Origin of the sequence: Blochmannia endosymbiont of Polyrhachis (Hedomyrma) turneri (assembly GCF_000973505.1) — a bacterium.
Classification (GTDB): domain Bacteria; phylum Pseudomonadota; class Gammaproteobacteria; order Enterobacterales; family Enterobacteriaceae; genus Blochmanniella.
In genome coordinates this window covers 1-16534 of record NZ_CP010048.1, presented here as the reverse complement: position 1 = coordinate 16534, position 16534 = coordinate 1, and the positions used below count along the sequence as shown (strand labels likewise).

Sequence of the window (16534 nt, the reverse complement as noted above, 5' to 3'; positions counted from 1 at the left end):
AATTTCAAGAAAATAACATGTTAGTTAAATGTAAAAAATCTTCCTTAATACAATGATTTTCCTCACACAATCGTTTAATTTTTTTACAAGAATATAATACTGTAGTACGATCCCTACCACCAAAAGCATTACCAATTTCAGATAAACTATTATTACTTAACTCTTTAGACAAAGCCATAGCGATTTGTCTTGGACGAACAAGAGAACGAGAACGACGTTTAGATAATAAATCCACAATTTTTATTCTATAATATTCTGAAACAATTTTTTGAATATGATTAACAGTCACTATACGCGTTCTAAAAGAAAATAAATCCTTCAATGACTCACGAACAAACTCAACCGTAATTGATTTTCCAGTAAAATTAGAATTAGCTACTACACAATTAAAAGCTCCTTCCAATTCACGAATGTTAGAATGCAAACGTTTAGCAATAAATAATGCAACATCTTGAGGAAATATAACATTCTTCTCTTCTGCTCGCTGCATTAATATTCTTACACAAATTTCTACTTCAGGCGACTCAATGCCTACTGTCAATCCCCATGCAAAACGAGATTTTAACCTATCCATAAGACCCTGAATTTTTTTAGGATAACAATCAGAAGTCAAAACAATCTGTTGATTACCTTCTAACAACGCATTTAAAGTATGAAAAAACTCTTCCTGAGAACGTACTTTATTAGCAAAAAATTGAATATCATCAATCAACAATGCATCAACAGAACGATAATATAGTTTAAACTTTTCAATAGTATTATTTTGTAAAGCCTGCACCATATCTTGAACAAATTGTTCAGAACGCATATACACCACTTTAGCACTAGAACATTTCATCATAATACCATTTCCCACAGCATGTAACAAATGTGTTTTACCCACACCAGTACCACCATATAAAAATAAAGGATTATAAATACCTCCTATATTATGCTCAACTATCTGTTGAGCTGCAGCTCGAGCCAACTGATTACATTTACCTTCTAAAAAATTATTAAAATTGTGCTTGGGATTTATATTAGATTGATAAAATAATTCCGATTGAGATGATGAATTACTCCATACCACAAATCCTGAACTTCTTCCAATAGAAGATAAAATAGACGATCGACCAGAATTATATATATTATCTTTCCCAGAATCACTAATATGTAAAGGTTTTTTCCCTATCTTAAAACATAATAACGGCGCATTCGTACCACAAAAACTATTTAAACAGGAACTAATATGACTCAAATACTTAGCCCTAATCCAATCTAAAACAAAACGATTAGGTGCATAAATTGTCAAAATATTACTAATTAACTCTACCTGCAAAGGGCGTATCCAAGTACTGAATTCTGTAGCAGATAATTCTTTTTTCAAAAAAATAAGACAATATTGCCAAATCGAAAATGACACAACAAAAAACTCCACATAAAAATTAAAACCACTATAATGATAAATGTTACGTTTTTAAAAACACTCTTATGTTGTACAAAAATAAAAAAATATCAAATAAAAAACTACTACAAAAATACAGCTTTTATACCCAAAAAACATCATAACAACTTAAATTATTATTTGTTAATTAAAAATTAATATAATATATTCAAAAATAATACATGTTTCATATTGCTGCATATAAAAAACACACATAAAAGTTACTTAAATATAATACCAAACATCATAGCCAACTAATACAACACATCATCATAGCCAATCAATACAACACATAAACAATATATAAATTCTTAACATAAATAATATATAAATTCTTAAATGTACCTTGTAAACACAAAATTTAATATTTTACAAAAATAATCATACATAGACTGAATAAAAAAATTACTATCTATACTATACAATAGTATATTTTTAATAAAAAAATCATATAGAATTTATAATTCTATACTTCAAAAAATTAAAAAATATCTTGCATTTTTTAACTTATTCTATAAAATTCAGACTGCATAAATTTAAAGTTACAAATATTTAATAAAATTTTTTTTTACTACCATTCGGTGTTATACAAAAAAAATAACCATTAACAATTATCATATCATCAGTAATATTAGTAATTTTACAAATAAACATTAAATAACATGAAAAGAACTTTTCAACCATCTGTAATAAAACGAATCCGTACTCATGGGTTTCGAGCACGCATGGCTACTAGTAATGGAAGAAAAATATTATCACGACGTCGCGCAAAAGGAAGAATAAAATTAACTGCAACAAAAAAAAATCACTGAACAAATATCGCACATAAACTACTAAATAACTACCAATTTCAAACCACGTCAATAATTTACGATTTTCAAATTGATTAACATGAACGTGAAAAAATTGTCTTTTTCAAAAAAATTACGATTGCGATCTTCACGTGACTATTTTTTCGCCTTTAGAAACTCACATAAAATTCTCACGAACGAAATAATTACATATATTAATATAAATAATTTAAACTATCCACGTATTGGAATTATAATTAGCAAAAAAAACATTAAACATGCACATAAACGAAATCATGTTAAACGCCAAATACGAGAAAGTTTCCGACTATATCAACATAATATATTATCTAACATAGATTTCATTATCATAATAAAAAAAGATATCTTATCATTACATAATGATACCTTAAAAAACATGTTAAAAAAAATATGGCGATACCATGCCTCTACTCATAAAATTATTAACAAAATTAATACAAACATATCAAATAATCATCAGCCCATTAATGCAACCTCGTTGTCGATTTCAAAAAACATGTTCACAATATGGAATTGATGCAATAAATAATTTTGGTGCACTAAAAGGCACATGGATGCTTATAATACGCATATCGAAATGTCACCCTTTTGTTAAAATAACAAAGTTTAAATAAAAACATATTTCATTCAACAAAAGAATCAACAAAAAATCAATTAAAGATTCAAGATAGGAAAAATTTAAAATGAATTCACAACGTGATTTTCTCATCATATCTTTATTAATTGTATCTTTAATTATTTGGCAAATATGGCAAACAGATCAACAAATTCAACAAAAAAATATTGATAATAAAAACAATTATCAAGAACTAACAATAAACAAAAATCATGTATACAACACTACCAACAACAATAATACACATAATAATAAAATCATTATAATACAAACAGACGTATTATTATTAAAAATAAACACTTACGGTGGAGATATTGAAGAAGCTTATCTTTTAAATTATTCAGAAAAATTAAACTCTAAAAAACCTTTTCATTTACTACAAACATCAAAAGAATTTACATATCAAGCAAAAAGCGGTTTAATACACCCCAACATTCCCGACGGACCTTTTCAAATACAAAGACCGCTTTATACAACCAACAACAACCAAAACAATAGATATATCTTGAAAAATAATCAAAAAACAATTCATGTGCCATTATATTACACTAATAATAATGGCATTAAATATACTAAAACATACGTTTTAAACAAAAACGACTTTTCTGTACATGTACATTATAATATAAACAATACAAGCGCACAAACACAAACCATCGAACTTTTTGGCAATTTAATTCAATCCATACACTATCCTAAATCACGAAATAACAATAATTTTCTCTCTTTATACAATTACAGAAACACAGCATATTCTACTGTAAACAAAAAATATCAGAAATACTCATTCAAAGACATCAAGAATCATAACCTACATATTATAACAGAACAAAATGGTTGGATAAGTATATTAGAACAATACTTCATTACTGCCTGGTATCCAACAATACCCAATAATAGTATCATCTTTTATACAAAATATTTAAATAATGATAAAATTTCAATAAATTTTAAAACATCACCTATTGACATTCCAGCAAATAACAAACACACACTAAAAACCATTCTGTGGATTGGACCTAAAATACAAGAAAAAATGGCCCTTATAGCTCCAAATCTTGAATTAACTATCGATTATGGGTGGCTATGGTTTATTTCACAACCACTATTTAAATTACTACAATTCATTCATCATTATATTCATAACTGGGGATTTGCTATTATTATTATCACACTGATTATACGATTTATTACATACCCATTAACAAAAGCACAATATATATCTATAGCAAAAATACGACTTTTACAACCAAAATTAACAAAAATACACAATCAATTTAAAAACGATAAATATAAATATCACCAAGCAATTATGACACTATACAAATCTGAAAACGTAAACCCATTAGGAGGATGTCTACCGTTAATAATTCAAATGCCTATTTTCTTAGCTCTATATTACATGTTATCCAGTTCTATTGAACTACGACATGCTAAATTCGCACTATGGATTCATGATTTATCATCCCAAGACCCTTTATATATTTTACCAATTATTATGGGAATTACTATGTTTCTTATACAACGATTATCACCATCAACCAGCATTTCTAATCCCATGCAAAAAAAAATAATGACATTTATGCTAATAATTTTTACAATATTTTTTCTATGGTTCCCATCTGGACTAGTGTTATACTATATTATCAGTAATATTATCACCATTGTTCAACAACAAATTATTTATCATGAATTAGAAAAAAAAGGACTAACAATAAATAATAAAAATAAGTAATGATCATAACATAATAATGATAATAATTAATACTGAAACTTTACAAATCTTAAATCACACAACAACAATGCATAAACGATTATATTTAATATTAAAATTCAAAAAATGACTACTAATCATCATTATTATTTAGATACTATCGTTGCACTTGCTACTCCTCTGGGACAATCAAGCATAGGTGTTATACGAATATCAGGAACACTCGTCCCAAAAATATCTCATAAATTATTAAAAATATTACCATATCCACGTCAAGCCACACATCTACCATTATATGCTCACAAACACAAAAACATACTAGACAACGTTATTGCACTCTTTTTTCCAAAACCAAATTCTTTTACTGGAGAAGATATACTAGAAATTCATGGACATGGAGGACCTATCATTTTAAATACAATAATACAAAATATCTTAAATATATCACCCGAATACATCAGAATAGCACGACCAGGAGAATTTTCTGAACGTGCGTTCATAAATAATAAAATAGACCTAATTCAAGCAGAAGCTATTGCTGATCTTATTAATGCCACTTCATATCGTTCAGCACAATTAGCATCAAACACACTACAAGGAAAATTTTCTAAAAAAATACACACATTAGAACAACAACTATCTAATTTAAGAATGTACATTGAATCAAATATTGACTTTCCAGATGAACAAATAAAAATCATTGATTACACTAACATAAAAAACCAAACAAACAATATAATTAATAAAATAAAAAAAATATATCAAAACGCACAAAATAACATATTAATACAACAGGGTATAAAAGTAGTAATTACAGGTAAACCAAACTCTGGAAAATCTAGCTTATTTAACACATTATCAGAAAAAGAAGCAGCTATTGTAACACCAATCGCCGGTACTACACGCGATATATTACATGAACACATACAACTTAATAACGGCATACTAATTCAAATTATAGACACTGCAGGTCTACAAGAAACAAACAACCTGAAACAACAAAATACACAAAAACACATAACAGAAAATGAAATTGAAAAAATTGGAATTAAACGAGCATGGAATGAAATTAAACAAGCAAACCATATTCTACTTCTTATAGACAGTAATAATCCTTCTTCATATCAAGAACATCTACAATTACAATTAAAAATAAAACAACAACTCATTGATGACAAAACACCCATAACGATTATACGAAATAAAGCTGACTTAACAAATGAAAAAATAAATATCACACACACAAACCAACAAACAACAATTACTATTTCTGCAAAATACAACAAGGGAATTGATTTAATAAAAAAACACCTAGAAAATAACATAACACCATTCACAAATGACCAAGAAAAACATTTTATAAGTCATCAACGACATATAGAAGCATTAAAATCAAGCTATCAACACCTACTAAAAGCAAAAAAAATAATAAAAAATTACAGTAATAACACACAACAAGAATATGATGAAATCTTAGCAGAAGAACTACGATACGCATACATAGAATTAAAAAAAATCACAGGAAAATATAATTCAAACGAACTACTTAAAAAAATATTCTCTACTTTTTGCATAGGAAAATAACTACAACAAATTTAATCACCAAATACTTTCAATCACCATTATCCTTTTTCAAAATACGCTTCCAAGAAGTAATAGGAAACTGACGAACTCGGCTAATTATCATTTCATCCGGTAAAACATCACGAGTCACAGTAGTGCCAGCACCAATTTTAGCTCCTGCTCCAATTGTAACAGGAGCTACCAATTGACTATCCGCACCAACAAAAGCATTATCATCAATCACTGTCTTGTGTTTATCAAAACCATCATAATTACATGATATAACACCAGCACCAATATTGACCATATTACCAATATCCGCATCACCCATATAACTCACATGATTAATTTTAGATTTTTCCCCTAGTCGAGTATTTTTTAATTCAACAAAATTCCCAATAACACTTTCCGACCCTAACTCACTCCCAGCACGTAATCGAGCAAATGGACCAACTATACTATGAGAACTAATCTTAACACCATCAATCAAACTATAAGGATAAATTACGACATCATCATACACAACACTATTTTTCAAAATACAACCTATCCCAATATTCACACGATTTCCAAGACACACTGTACCTTCAATAACTACATTCACATCAATATATACATCGTCACCATGATACAATTTACCCCGTAAGCTAAATCGATAAATATCCGATAAAAACACACCATTAGATAATAAAAATTCAGCTTGTTTCTTTTGATATATCCTTTCTAATTCAACAAGCTGTAATTTATTATTGACACCACTTACCTCATTATTATCTTTAGGAAAAACAGTATTTACTGTACAATCTTCCAACCAAGCCATATGTATAATATCTGTTAAATAAAACTCTCGATTCGCATTAACACATTTAATACAATTTACCCAACGTTTTAAATCTCGACCAGTTACTACCATAACACCAGTATTAACCTCATGAATATCCTTTTGATCTTCAGTAAGATCACTATCTTCAATAATATTACTAACCTTTCCATTTTGTCGTATAATTCGACCATATCCACTATTTTTTCGCAAAAACGCAGTCAACAAACTTACACCTCCTACAGGTTTAGCATCAAATAATTTACGCAATGTATAAGGTGAAACAAAAGGAACATCACCATACAAAATCAAAATATCAATATCATCAGACAAAAAAGAAAGTACCTGATTTACTGCATGCCCAGTACCACATACTGGATTTTGCAACACCCAATCAACAAAATTATTTTGTGCACCCAAAGTATCTTTTAAAATATTCTTACCATAATCATCACTATATACTACATAGATATCTTTTGAACCTACCCGTATAGCAGTATCAATAACATATTGAAGAACAAATTTTCCACCAATCCGATGCAACACCTTGGGTATATTTGAACACATTCTTCTACCTTTTCCAGCAGCTAAAATAATTGTACTAAATATTTTACACAACATACAATAAAACTTCTTAATATAATCAATAACATTAATATTTATAAACTATTAAACTAACTTCGCTAAAAAAATACAAAACAATAATGACAATTACCGCTTCACGCGTTCAAGCATTCTAAGTTTTCTAATTGCTTTAGAAATCTCTGCAGCAATCTGAGCATAACCTAAATCATTATTATAAAAATTACTAATAGACTTTTGTACTTTTCGTTCGGACTCCACAACCTTATTTTCATCAAGATCTTCAGCACGAATTGCCACATCTGCTAAAATTGTCACCACATCAGGCTGGACCTCTAAAATACCACCAGATAAATATATATATTTTATCTCATTATTTATCATAAAAATATGCACTATACCAGGTTTGATATAAGCAAGTAACGGGGCATGACGTGGAAAAATGCCCATTTCACCCTCACTACCTACTACTTGAATTTTTTTAACGAAATCAGAAAATATCTTTTCCTCAACACTAACAATATCTAAATAATAAGACCTCATCAAATAACATACCTCTGAAATATTATACCACTCACTACACTAATATGATATGATTAAAAATCATACCTCCATAATTCAAACAAGATGACACACCATTATAACATTCTATCATCACACAATGTGTTTACTTTTTTCTATAACATCTTCAATAGAACCAACCATATAAAAAGCTTGCTCAGGAATATGATCATACTCACCATCTATAATACCTTTAAAACCAAAAATAGTATCTTCTAGTGGTACATATTTACCAGGTAAACCAGTGAAAACTTCAGAAACAAAAAAAGGCTGAGACAAAAATCTTTGAATTTTTCGAGATCTCAATACTAATAACTTATCATCTTCAGATAACTCATCCATACCAAGAATAGCAATTATATCTTTTAATTCTTGATACCTTTGTAAAATAGATTGTACAGATCTAGCTACCTCATAATGTTCTTGACTAATAATTAACGGATCTAATTGACGACTAGTTGAATCTAAAGGATCAACTGCTGGATAAATACCAAGAGCAGCAATTTGTCGACTAAGAACCACAGTAGCATCTAAATGAGAAAAAGTAGTAGCAGGAGATGGATCTGTTAAATCATCCGCAGGAACATATACAGCTTGCACAGAAGTGATCGAACCTTGTTTAGTAGAAGTAATACGTTCCTGTAAGACACCCATTTCTTCCGATAAAGTTGATTGATAACCTACAGCTGATGGTATCCGACCTAACAACGCAGATACTTCAGTACCAGCTAAAGTATAGCGATAAATATTATCAATAAATAACAACACATCACGACCTTCATCTCTAAACTTCTCTGCTATAGTTAAACCAGTAAACGCTACACGGAACCGATTACCAGGAGGTTCATTCATTTGTCCATATACTAAAGCAACCTTATCTAAAACCTGAGAATTACGCATTTCATGATAAAAATCATGTCCTTCACGGATACGTTCTCCCACTCCAACAAATACAGAATACCCTGAATGTTCAATTGCAATATTACGAATAAACTCCATCATATTTACAGTTTTTCCAACACCTGCACCACCAAATAATCCAACTTTACCTCCTTTAACAAAAGGACATATTAAATCAATAACCTTAATACCAGTAACTAAAATTTCTTGAACATTAGATAATTCCTCATACAATGGAGCGGAACGATGAATTGACCATTTTTCATTTGATACAATATCACCTTTCATATCAATAGGATCACCCAAAACATTCATAACACGACCTAACGTTCCTGTGCCAACAGGAACCTCGATAGTCTTTTTTAAATTTAAAACTTCTAACCCACGACGTAAACCATGTGAAACTCCCATTGCAATACACCGAACCACACCACCACCTAACTGCTGCTCAACCTCTAAAATCAATTTTCTAGAATCACATTTCACTTCTAAGGCATAATGAATATTAGGTACTGAATCTATTGAAAATAGAACATCAATAACCGCACCAATAACTTGAATAATCTTACCTTTTTCCATTGTATGATCCATCCTATAAAACAATCTACACCAAATTATTAAATAACTGCAATAGAACCAGAAATAATTTCAATCAATTCTTGAGTAATTTTTGTTTGTCTCACTTTATTATAAATCAATTTCAGGTCTCTCATAATATTCTCAGCATTATCAAACGCTGATTTCATTGCTACCATACGGGCTGCTTGTTCACTAGCTAAATTTTCCACAACACCTTGATATATTTGTAACTCTATATATCGAACTAATAATGTATCTAACAATATTTTTGGATCTGGCTCATACAAATAATCCCAAAATTTATTTTTCAAATTCTCTTCTTGTTGTTCACCAAAAGGCAATAAAGGTAAAATTTGAAAAATATGTGGAACCTGCGACAGTACATTTTTAAATTTATTGAAAATAAGATAAATCTTATCAAGATAACACGCATCATATAACTCTAAAATACTTTTAACAAGACTAATTAATTCAGATAAACCAGGATTATCACCAATCCCAGTAAGATAATTCACAATTTTTTCTTTCATAAAAGAAAAAAAAGCACAAGCCTTAGCGCCAATTAAAAATAAACTCACTTCTATACCTTCAGAATGACAATTTTCAATATCACACAATACTTTCTTAAATACATTAATATTTAAACTACCAGCCAATCCACGATCTGTAGATATTACTAAATAACCCACACGACGAATTTTACGGATAGTTAAATAAGGATGTTTATATTCTAAATTACCTAACGCAACATGAGTAATAACCTTGCGAATCATATCTGTATATGGACGACTAGCCAACATACGTTGTTGAGTTTTTTTCATTTTTGATAAAGCCACCATTTCCATAACTTTAGCAATTTTTTTTATACTTTGAATACTATTAACCTGAGAACGTATCTCCTGCATACTAAACATTATTATATTCTTCCATCACCAAAAATATTATACATAAAACAAAAATATTACTGTAATTTTAATTAATTCAAAATTATACAACACCATGCTTCTTAAAAAATCTACCAAGATTGAGTACGCTTAAAGAAATCTAACATCTCATGAATCTTTAATTTAACATCCTCATTATAAAACCCATTCTCATCTATATACTGCATAAATTTTTTATTTTCACGCTCCATATATGATATTAAAGAACGTTCAAAATTTGCAATTTTTCTAAATTCGACATCATCTAAATAACCATACATAACCGAAAACAATACTATCGATTGTTGCGAAACAGACATTGATGCATATTGATTTTGTTTTAACAACTCAGTAACTTTCTTACCATGCTGTAACTGTTTGTTTGTAATTTCATCTAATTCAGATGAAAATTGAGAAAAAGCAGCTAATTCACGATACTGAGCTAATGTTGTACGAATACCACTAGACAAAAATTTCATAATACTAGTTTGCGCAGCACCTCCCACCCGTGATACCGAAATTCCAGGATTCATTGCAGGACGAATACCCTCATTAAATAAACTAGATTCTAAAAAAATTTGACCATCAGTAATAGAAATAACATTAGTAGGAATAAAAGCAGACACATCACCAGCCTGAGTTTCAACAATTGGCAAAGCAGTTAAAGATCCACTTTTTCCTTTCACTTTGCCATTACTAAGACATTCAACATAATCTGAATTTATACGAGCAGCTCTTTCTAACAACCGAGAATGCAAATAAAATATATCACCTGGATATGCTTCACGACCAGGAGGCCGCCGCAACAATAAAGAAATTTGACGATACGACACCGCTTGTTTAGAAAGATCATCATATACAATTAATGCATCCTCACCAATATTTCGAAAATACTCACCCATTACACAACCAGAGTATGGTGCCAAATATTGTAATACAGCAGGCTCAGAAGAAGAAGCCACTACTACAATAGTATTCAATAAGGCACGATGTTCCTCTAATTTTTTTACAACGTTCGAAACATTGGACGCTTTTTGTCCAATAGCAACATAAATACATTTAATATGCTTATCGCGTTGATTAATAATAGTATCAATAACAAGAGCAGTTTTTCCAGTTTGTCTGTCTCCAATAATCAATTCACGCTGTCCACGACCAATAGGCACCATACTATCAATACATTTATAACCAGTTTGAATAGGCTCATCTATAGCTTCTCTCTCAAGAATTCCAGGAGCATCCAATTCAACTGGAGATAAAACAACATTTTCCAATTCCCCTTTCCCATCTATAGGCTGCCCTAACGCGTTCACCACTCGACCTAATAAACCAAAACCAATAGGTACTTCCAAAACATGACCTGTACACTTTACTAACATACCCTCAAGCAAACCAACATGTGATCCCATAACTACTGCCCCTACAAAATCACGTTCCAAATTCAATACAAGAGCAAACTTATTTTCCGGTAATTCAATAACTTCACCTTGCATTGCATCAGATAGACCATATATACGAAGAACACCATCACTAATCGAAACAATCACACCTTCATTACGTACCTCATAATCAAGATTGCACCCTGCAATACGTTGTTTAATTAACTTACTAATCTCAACAGCACTTAACTGCATATTAATTTTACCCCTATTTTAAACCTTCAATATACCGTTTTTCAATCGTTCAATACGACTTCTTATACTACTATCTATTACAACATCATTAAAATAAATAACAAAACCACCAATAATTGAATAATCCAAATTAATAGTAACATTAACTTTACGTAACAATCTTTTCTCCATAAAAGAAATTATTTTTAATAATTGATCATTTTTTAATACATTAGCCGTAACTATTTTAATTTCAGTAACTAATTCACAATCACGGCGAAAAGAAAGAAATTGTTCAAATACAACTGGTAACAAAGATAATCGTTTATATTCAGCCATAACTCGAATAAAATTTTGAAAAAAACAATTAAAATTATGACTCCCAATAGAAATTAATATCTCTGATAATTTAAAAGGCTCTATACAATCAACATTAGATAACACTTTTTTAACCATCACATCTTGAATAATACTTTTCGCAGAAAACAGCATAAATTCCCATTTGTCTAACGTCTTATGCTCAAACGCAAAATCAAACGCTGCTTGAGCATATGGACGCGATAAAGTTAAAGAGCATTCAGTCATCTATATATTCTTATTTATTTTATTATTAATATTAAGTTCCAAATCGTTAAGCATTATATTTGTAATATTATAATCAATGTTTTTATTTATAGAACATACCATAACTTTTTCTAAAGCAGATATAAGCATTAGACCCATTTCTTTCTGTAATTCTTCAATAACACGCTTTTTTTCAATAGACAAAATCTGCCGAGATTGGAATAAAATATTATTTTTTTCAGACTCTGCATCAAATTTAGCCTGATTAATCAACTGCAAACTATACTCGTTCGCACGTTTTATAATTAATTCAGCTTCACATCTAGCTTGTTGTAAACAATTGTTAGCTTCAATTCGTAATACCTCCGAATTTTTTTTAGATTGCTCCGCATTTGCAAAAATATCAGCAAGCATTTTTTGTCGCTTTTCAATAACAGTAATTATTGGTTCCCAAACATATTTCATACAAAACAAAACAAATATAACAAATGATATGGCTTGACCTAAAATTGTAATATTAATATTCACAACACCAATCCTATTTACTTTATCATCAAAATACTAAAAGCTAACCAATAAATATTCATTAATATATCAAAGTTATATATTTCATCAATCTTACTCGTTCATATTTATATTACAGCAAACATAATATATAAACCAAAAGCTACAGCAATCATAGGAATAGCATCTACCAATCCCATAACAATAAAAAATTGAGTACGTAAAAGTGGAATTAAATCAGGCTGACGAGCTGCACCTTCCAAAAACTTACTACCTAAAATACCAATTCCAATTGATGCACCAATTGCTGCTAATCCTAACATAATAGCTGCCGCCAAATACAATAAATCTATGTTATTTAATAAATGATCCATTATTATGATCCTCGATAAATTTATTATTAACGCAAAAAACTAAACTTATTATTAACATAAAAAAACTAAACTTAAACCAATCTACACTAAATTATATTCATCTTATTAATCTTCCTCGCATGCTATAGATAAATAAACAATCGTTAAAATCATAAAAATAAAAGCCTGCAATACAATAACAAAAATATGAAAAATAGCCCAAGGTACAGTAAATATCCATTGACACCACCATGGCACAAAAGTAGCAAACAAAATAAAAACTAATTCACCAGCATACATATTACCAAATAATCTTAAACCCAAAGAAACTGGTTTAGATAACAAATTAACAATTTCTAAAAAAAAATTTAGTGGAATACACAAAGGATGATTAAACGGATAAAATATCAAACTTTTAATAAATCCACAAACGCCTTTATGCTTAAAAGAATAATATAACATCAGAAAAAAAACACCAATCGCCATCGAAAGAACAATATTAATATCAGTTGATGGTACTACATGCAGTACCGATACACCAAATATATACTGAACTATATATGGTAAAAAATCTATTGGTAATAAATCCAAAAAATTCATTAAAAAAACCCAAATAAAAATTGTCATAGACAATGGAGCAATTAATTTATTACGTTTATGAAATATTTCTTTAACACTGTCTTCAACAAATAAAATTATTAATTCTACAAACATTTGCAATTTTTCAGGAATATTACTCGTCATATATTTTGATAAAAAAACAAAAAAAAATAAGAAAGAAATACCTAATATATTTGAGAAAAATAATGAATCAACATTTAGTATCCAAAATGACGAAGTATTTTGTGATTCATTAACCCACTCAAATGTACGCAAATCTAATTGAAGATTTATTAAATGATGTTGAATATACTCCTTTGGAGCAATTGTAACATTAAACATAACTATACATCCTAATACTAATAATACTAATAGAATTACATAATATATATATTAATTAATAAAATAATAAACAATAAACTTAATAAAACAATAAATTAAAATTTTTTCTATACTGTAAAATTTTTTTACATTAATCCAAACAAGACATAAAACCTTGTTTTTTTAACCATATCAACAAAATAGAAATAGATGATGGAGTTATTCCAGAAATTCTTGAAGCTTGCCCAAGTGAAGTAGGTTGATAATTATTCAATTTATGAATTACTTCTGTAGATAAACCAGTAACACAAGAATAATCAATGTCATTTGGCAAATATGTCATTTCATTTCGTAATTGACGTGCAATCTCATTATTTTGACGATCAATATATCCTTTATATTTAATTTGAGTTTCTATTTCTTCAAGAACAAGAGGACTAACCGAAGATTTAAATAAACCTAAATTAATTAATTTTTTAAAATTAATTTCAGGTCTACATAATAATTTTTTAATACTAATTTTACTTTGTAAAGGTTTGCTTAACAAATTCGATTGTACATTAGATTGATCACAAGGATATATCCATATATTTTTTAATCTTTTGTATTCACTCTTAATATTATTTTGTTTTTCGCAAAATATATTCCAACAACGATCATCAATTAAAAACAACTTTCTTGCAATTTCTGTTAATCGAATATCAGCATTATTTTCTCGTAATAATAATCTATGTTCAGCACGAGATGTAAACATTCGATATGGTTCATCTACTCCTTGTGTACATAGATCATCTATAAGTACTCCTATATATGCTTGATTTCTTCTAGGAAACCAACATTCATGGTTATTGACAAATAAGGCAGCATTTATACCAGCTATTAAACCTTGTGCAGCTGCTTCTTCATAACCTGTAGTTCCATTTATTTGACCTGCAAAAAATAGTCCGTGAATTAATTTACTTTCTAAAGTTAGTTTTAAATGTGTTGGATCAAAAAAATCATATTCAATAGCGTATCCTGGTTTAGTGATTTTTGAATGTTCTAATCCCTTTATAGATCGAAGAATTTTTATTTGTACGTTTAAAGGTAAGCTAGTAGAAATACCATTTAAATAAATTTCAGAACTATTTGATCCTTCAGGTTCTAAAAATATTTGATGTGATTCATGATGAGGGAATCGTATAATTTTGTCTTCAATAGATGGACAGTATCGAGGTCCTATACCTAATATTTTTTTTGTAAAAAGTGGACTGTGGTGTAAATTATTAGAAATGATTTTATGTGTTTCTTTGTTAGTGTGAGTAATATAGCATGGAATTTGTTTGGGATGCATATTAATTGTATTAAAAAATGAAAAAAAAGGTATAGGTTGTTCACTATATTGAGGAACGAGTGAGGAAAAGTTGATGCTATTTTTGTTAACACGGGGTGAAGTACCAGTTTTTAATCGACGTGTTTGAAATCCGATTTCTTGTAGTTGTTGAGATATTTTAGCAGTTGTTATTAATTTTAAATTTCCTATTTTTTTGTTGTAATATTCGTTCATTCCAATATAGATTTTTCCATTTAGGAAAGTTCCGGTACATAAAATAACTGTTTTTGTAAATATTTTTTCTTTAGTTAAGGTAAGTACTACTCCTTGTATTATATTATTGTAAATAATTAAATCACTTACTGTTGCTTCTAAAATAGTTAAGTATTTTTGTTGTTTTAATTTTAGTTGGATGTATTTTTTATATAATTTTTTGTCTATTTGTGCTCGTGTAGATCTTACAGCACGACCTTTGCTGGTGTTTAATGTTCTGAATTGTATGCCTGAATAATCGGCAGCATGTCCCATTAGTCCTCCCATTGCATCAATTTCTTTTACTAGATGACTTTTTCCTATTCCGCCGATTGATGGGTTACAGAACATTTCTCCTATTGTTTTTATGTTGTGGGTTAATAGTAATGTTTTGCATTTTTTTTTTGATGTGGTCCATGCAGCTTCAATACCAGCATGTCCGCCGCCGATGATAATAACTTCGAAATTAATTTTTGGTAGGGGTAGTGATAGTGGTGTCAT

The 16534-nt window shown here is 29.1% G+C and carries 15 protein-coding genes and 1 pseudogene; 5 read left to right on the top strand and 11 right to left on the bottom strand.

Going from position 1 to position 16534, the window contains the following annotated elements:
- Window positions 1-4: 4 nt before the first annotated feature.
- Window positions 5-1402, bottom strand: a complete 1398-nt coding sequence (dnaA, locus tag BTURN675_RS00075; protein WP_046289061.1) for a chromosomal replication initiator protein DnaA — start codon at window positions 1400-1402, stop codon at window positions 5-7.
- Window positions 1403-2085: 683 nt separating this feature from the next.
- On the opposite strand from dnaA, the gene rpmH reads away from it, so the two are divergent.
- The 5 genes and pseudogenes from rpmH (at window position 2086) to mnmE (ending at window position 6170) form a co-directional block, all read left to right on the top strand.
- Entirely contained in the window at window positions 2086-2235 is a 150-nt protein-coding gene (gene rpmH / locus BTURN675_RS00070) for a 50S ribosomal protein L34 (RefSeq protein ID WP_046288581.1), read from the top strand.
- 79 nt (window positions 2236-2314) lie between these two features.
- Window positions 2315-2641, top strand: a pseudogene (gene rnpA, locus BTURN675_RS03310) (ribonuclease P protein component); the annotation flags it as partial.
- Window positions 2642-2657: 16 nt separating this feature from the next.
- Entirely contained in the window at window positions 2658-2870 is a 213-nt protein-coding gene (yidD, locus tag BTURN675_RS03190) for a membrane protein insertion efficiency factor YidD (RefSeq protein ID WP_071840769.1), read from the top strand.
- Window positions 2871-2939: 69 nt separating this feature from the next.
- Window positions 2940-4607 carry a membrane protein insertase YidC gene (gene yidC, locus BTURN675_RS00060; RefSeq protein ID WP_046288580.1) on the top strand — a complete coding sequence of 556 codons (1668 nt, stop codon included), beginning with the start codon at window positions 2940-2942 and terminating at the stop codon, window positions 4605-4607.
- Between the two features lie 105 nt (window positions 4608-4712).
- Window positions 4713-6170 (top strand): tRNA uridine-5-carboxymethylaminomethyl(34) synthesis GTPase MnmE, encoded by a 1458-nt coding sequence (gene mnmE, locus BTURN675_RS00055; RefSeq protein ID WP_046288579.1) that lies wholly within the window; start codon window positions 4713-4715, stop codon window positions 6168-6170.
- Between the two features lie 28 nt (window positions 6171-6198).
- Here mnmE and glmU read toward each other — a convergent pair whose 3' ends face one another.
- From glmU to mnmG, 10 genes are all read right to left on the bottom strand, one after another.
- Window positions 6199-7590, bottom strand: a complete 1392-nt coding sequence (glmU, locus tag BTURN675_RS00050) for a bifunctional UDP-N-acetylglucosamine diphosphorylase/glucosamine-1-phosphate N-acetyltransferase GlmU (RefSeq protein ID WP_046288578.1) — start codon at window positions 7588-7590, stop codon at window positions 6199-6201.
- Window positions 7591-7680: 90 nt separating this feature from the next.
- Window positions 7681-8097: a F0F1 ATP synthase subunit epsilon gene (locus tag BTURN675_RS00045; protein WP_173424199.1), complete on the bottom strand. Its 417-nt coding sequence runs from the start codon at window positions 8095-8097 to the stop codon at window positions 7681-7683.
- A gap of 108 nt (window positions 8098-8205) precedes the next feature.
- Window positions 8206-9591: a F0F1 ATP synthase subunit beta gene (gene atpD / locus BTURN675_RS00040; RefSeq protein ID WP_046289059.1), complete on the bottom strand. Its 1386-nt coding sequence runs from the start codon at window positions 9589-9591 to the stop codon at window positions 8206-8208.
- Between the two features lie 38 nt (window positions 9592-9629).
- A complete protein-coding gene (gene atpG / locus BTURN675_RS00035) occupies window positions 9630-10505 on the bottom strand; it encodes a F0F1 ATP synthase subunit gamma (protein WP_046288576.1) in 876 nt (291 codons plus the stop codon).
- A 101-nt stretch (window positions 10506-10606) separates the two neighbouring features.
- Window positions 10607-12148 (bottom strand): F0F1 ATP synthase subunit alpha, encoded by a 1542-nt coding sequence (gene atpA, locus BTURN675_RS00030; protein WP_046288575.1) that lies wholly within the window; start codon window positions 12146-12148, stop codon window positions 10607-10609.
- An 18-nt stretch (window positions 12149-12166) separates the two neighbouring features.
- Window positions 12167-12712 (bottom strand): F0F1 ATP synthase subunit delta, encoded by a 546-nt coding sequence (locus BTURN675_RS00025; RefSeq protein WP_046288574.1) that lies wholly within the window; start codon window positions 12710-12712, stop codon window positions 12167-12169.
- Window positions 12713-13219, bottom strand: coding sequence for a F0F1 ATP synthase subunit B (atpF, locus tag BTURN675_RS00020; protein WP_046288573.1), 507 nt, complete (start codon window positions 13217-13219; stop codon window positions 12713-12715).
- Between the two features lie 104 nt (window positions 13220-13323).
- The gene (gene atpE, locus BTURN675_RS00015) at window positions 13324-13569 is read right to left on the bottom strand and encodes a F0F1 ATP synthase subunit C (RefSeq protein WP_046288572.1); all 246 of its coding nucleotides are present in this window, start codon (window positions 13567-13569) and stop codon (window positions 13324-13326) included.
- Window positions 13570-13674: 105 nt separating this feature from the next.
- Window positions 13675-14490 carry a F0F1 ATP synthase subunit A gene (gene atpB, locus BTURN675_RS00010; RefSeq protein ID WP_046288571.1) on the bottom strand — a complete coding sequence of 272 codons (816 nt, stop codon included), beginning with the start codon at window positions 14488-14490 and terminating at the stop codon, window positions 13675-13677.
- Between the two features lie 130 nt (window positions 14491-14620).
- The gene (gene mnmG, locus BTURN675_RS00005) at window positions 14621-16534 is read right to left on the bottom strand and encodes a tRNA uridine-5-carboxymethylaminomethyl(34) synthesis enzyme MnmG (RefSeq protein WP_046288570.1); all 1914 of its coding nucleotides are present in this window, start codon (window positions 16532-16534) and stop codon (window positions 14621-14623) included.

What these genes read in the sequence shown, in the direction of transcription:
- rpmH (WP_046288581.1), top strand. Translation starts at nt 2,086, where the DNA reads ATGAAAAGAACTTTTCAACCATCTGTAATAAAACGAATCCGTACTCAT.
- yidD (WP_071840769.1), top strand. Translation starts at nt 2,658, where the DNA reads ATGCCTCTACTCATAAAATTATTAACAAAATTAATACAAACATATCAA.
- yidC (WP_046288580.1), top strand. Translation starts at nt 2,940, where the DNA reads ATGAATTCACAACGTGATTTTCTCATCATATCTTTATTAATTGTATCT.
- mnmE (WP_046288579.1), top strand. Translation starts at nt 4,713, where the DNA reads ATGACTACTAATCATCATTATTATTTAGATACTATCGTTGCACTTGCT.
- glmU (WP_046288578.1), bottom strand. Translation starts at nt 7,590, where the DNA reads ATGTTGTGTAAAATATTTAGTACAATTATTTTAGCTGCTGGAAAAGGT.
- atpD (WP_046289059.1), bottom strand. Translation starts at nt 9,591, where the DNA reads ATGGAAAAAGGTAAGATTATTCAAGTTATTGGTGCGGTTATTGATGTT.
- atpG (WP_046288576.1), bottom strand. Translation starts at nt 10,505, where the DNA reads ATGTTTAGTATGCAGGAGATACGTTCTCAGGTTAATAGTATTCAAAGT.
- atpA (WP_046288575.1), bottom strand. Translation starts at nt 12,148, where the DNA reads ATGCAGTTAAGTGCTGTTGAGATTAGTAAGTTAATTAAACAACGTATT.
- BTURN675_RS00025 (WP_046288574.1), bottom strand. Translation starts at nt 12,712, where the DNA reads ATGACTGAATGCTCTTTAACTTTATCGCGTCCATATGCTCAAGCAGCG.
- atpE (WP_046288572.1), bottom strand. Translation starts at nt 13,569, where the DNA reads ATGGATCATTTATTAAATAACATAGATTTATTGTATTTGGCGGCAGCT.
- atpB (WP_046288571.1), bottom strand. Translation starts at nt 14,490, where the DNA reads ATGTTTAATGTTACAATTGCTCCAAAGGAGTATATTCAACATCATTTA.
- mnmG (WP_046288570.1), bottom strand. Translation starts at nt 16,534, where the DNA reads ATGACACCACTATCACTACCCCTACCAAAAATTAATTTCGAAGTTATT.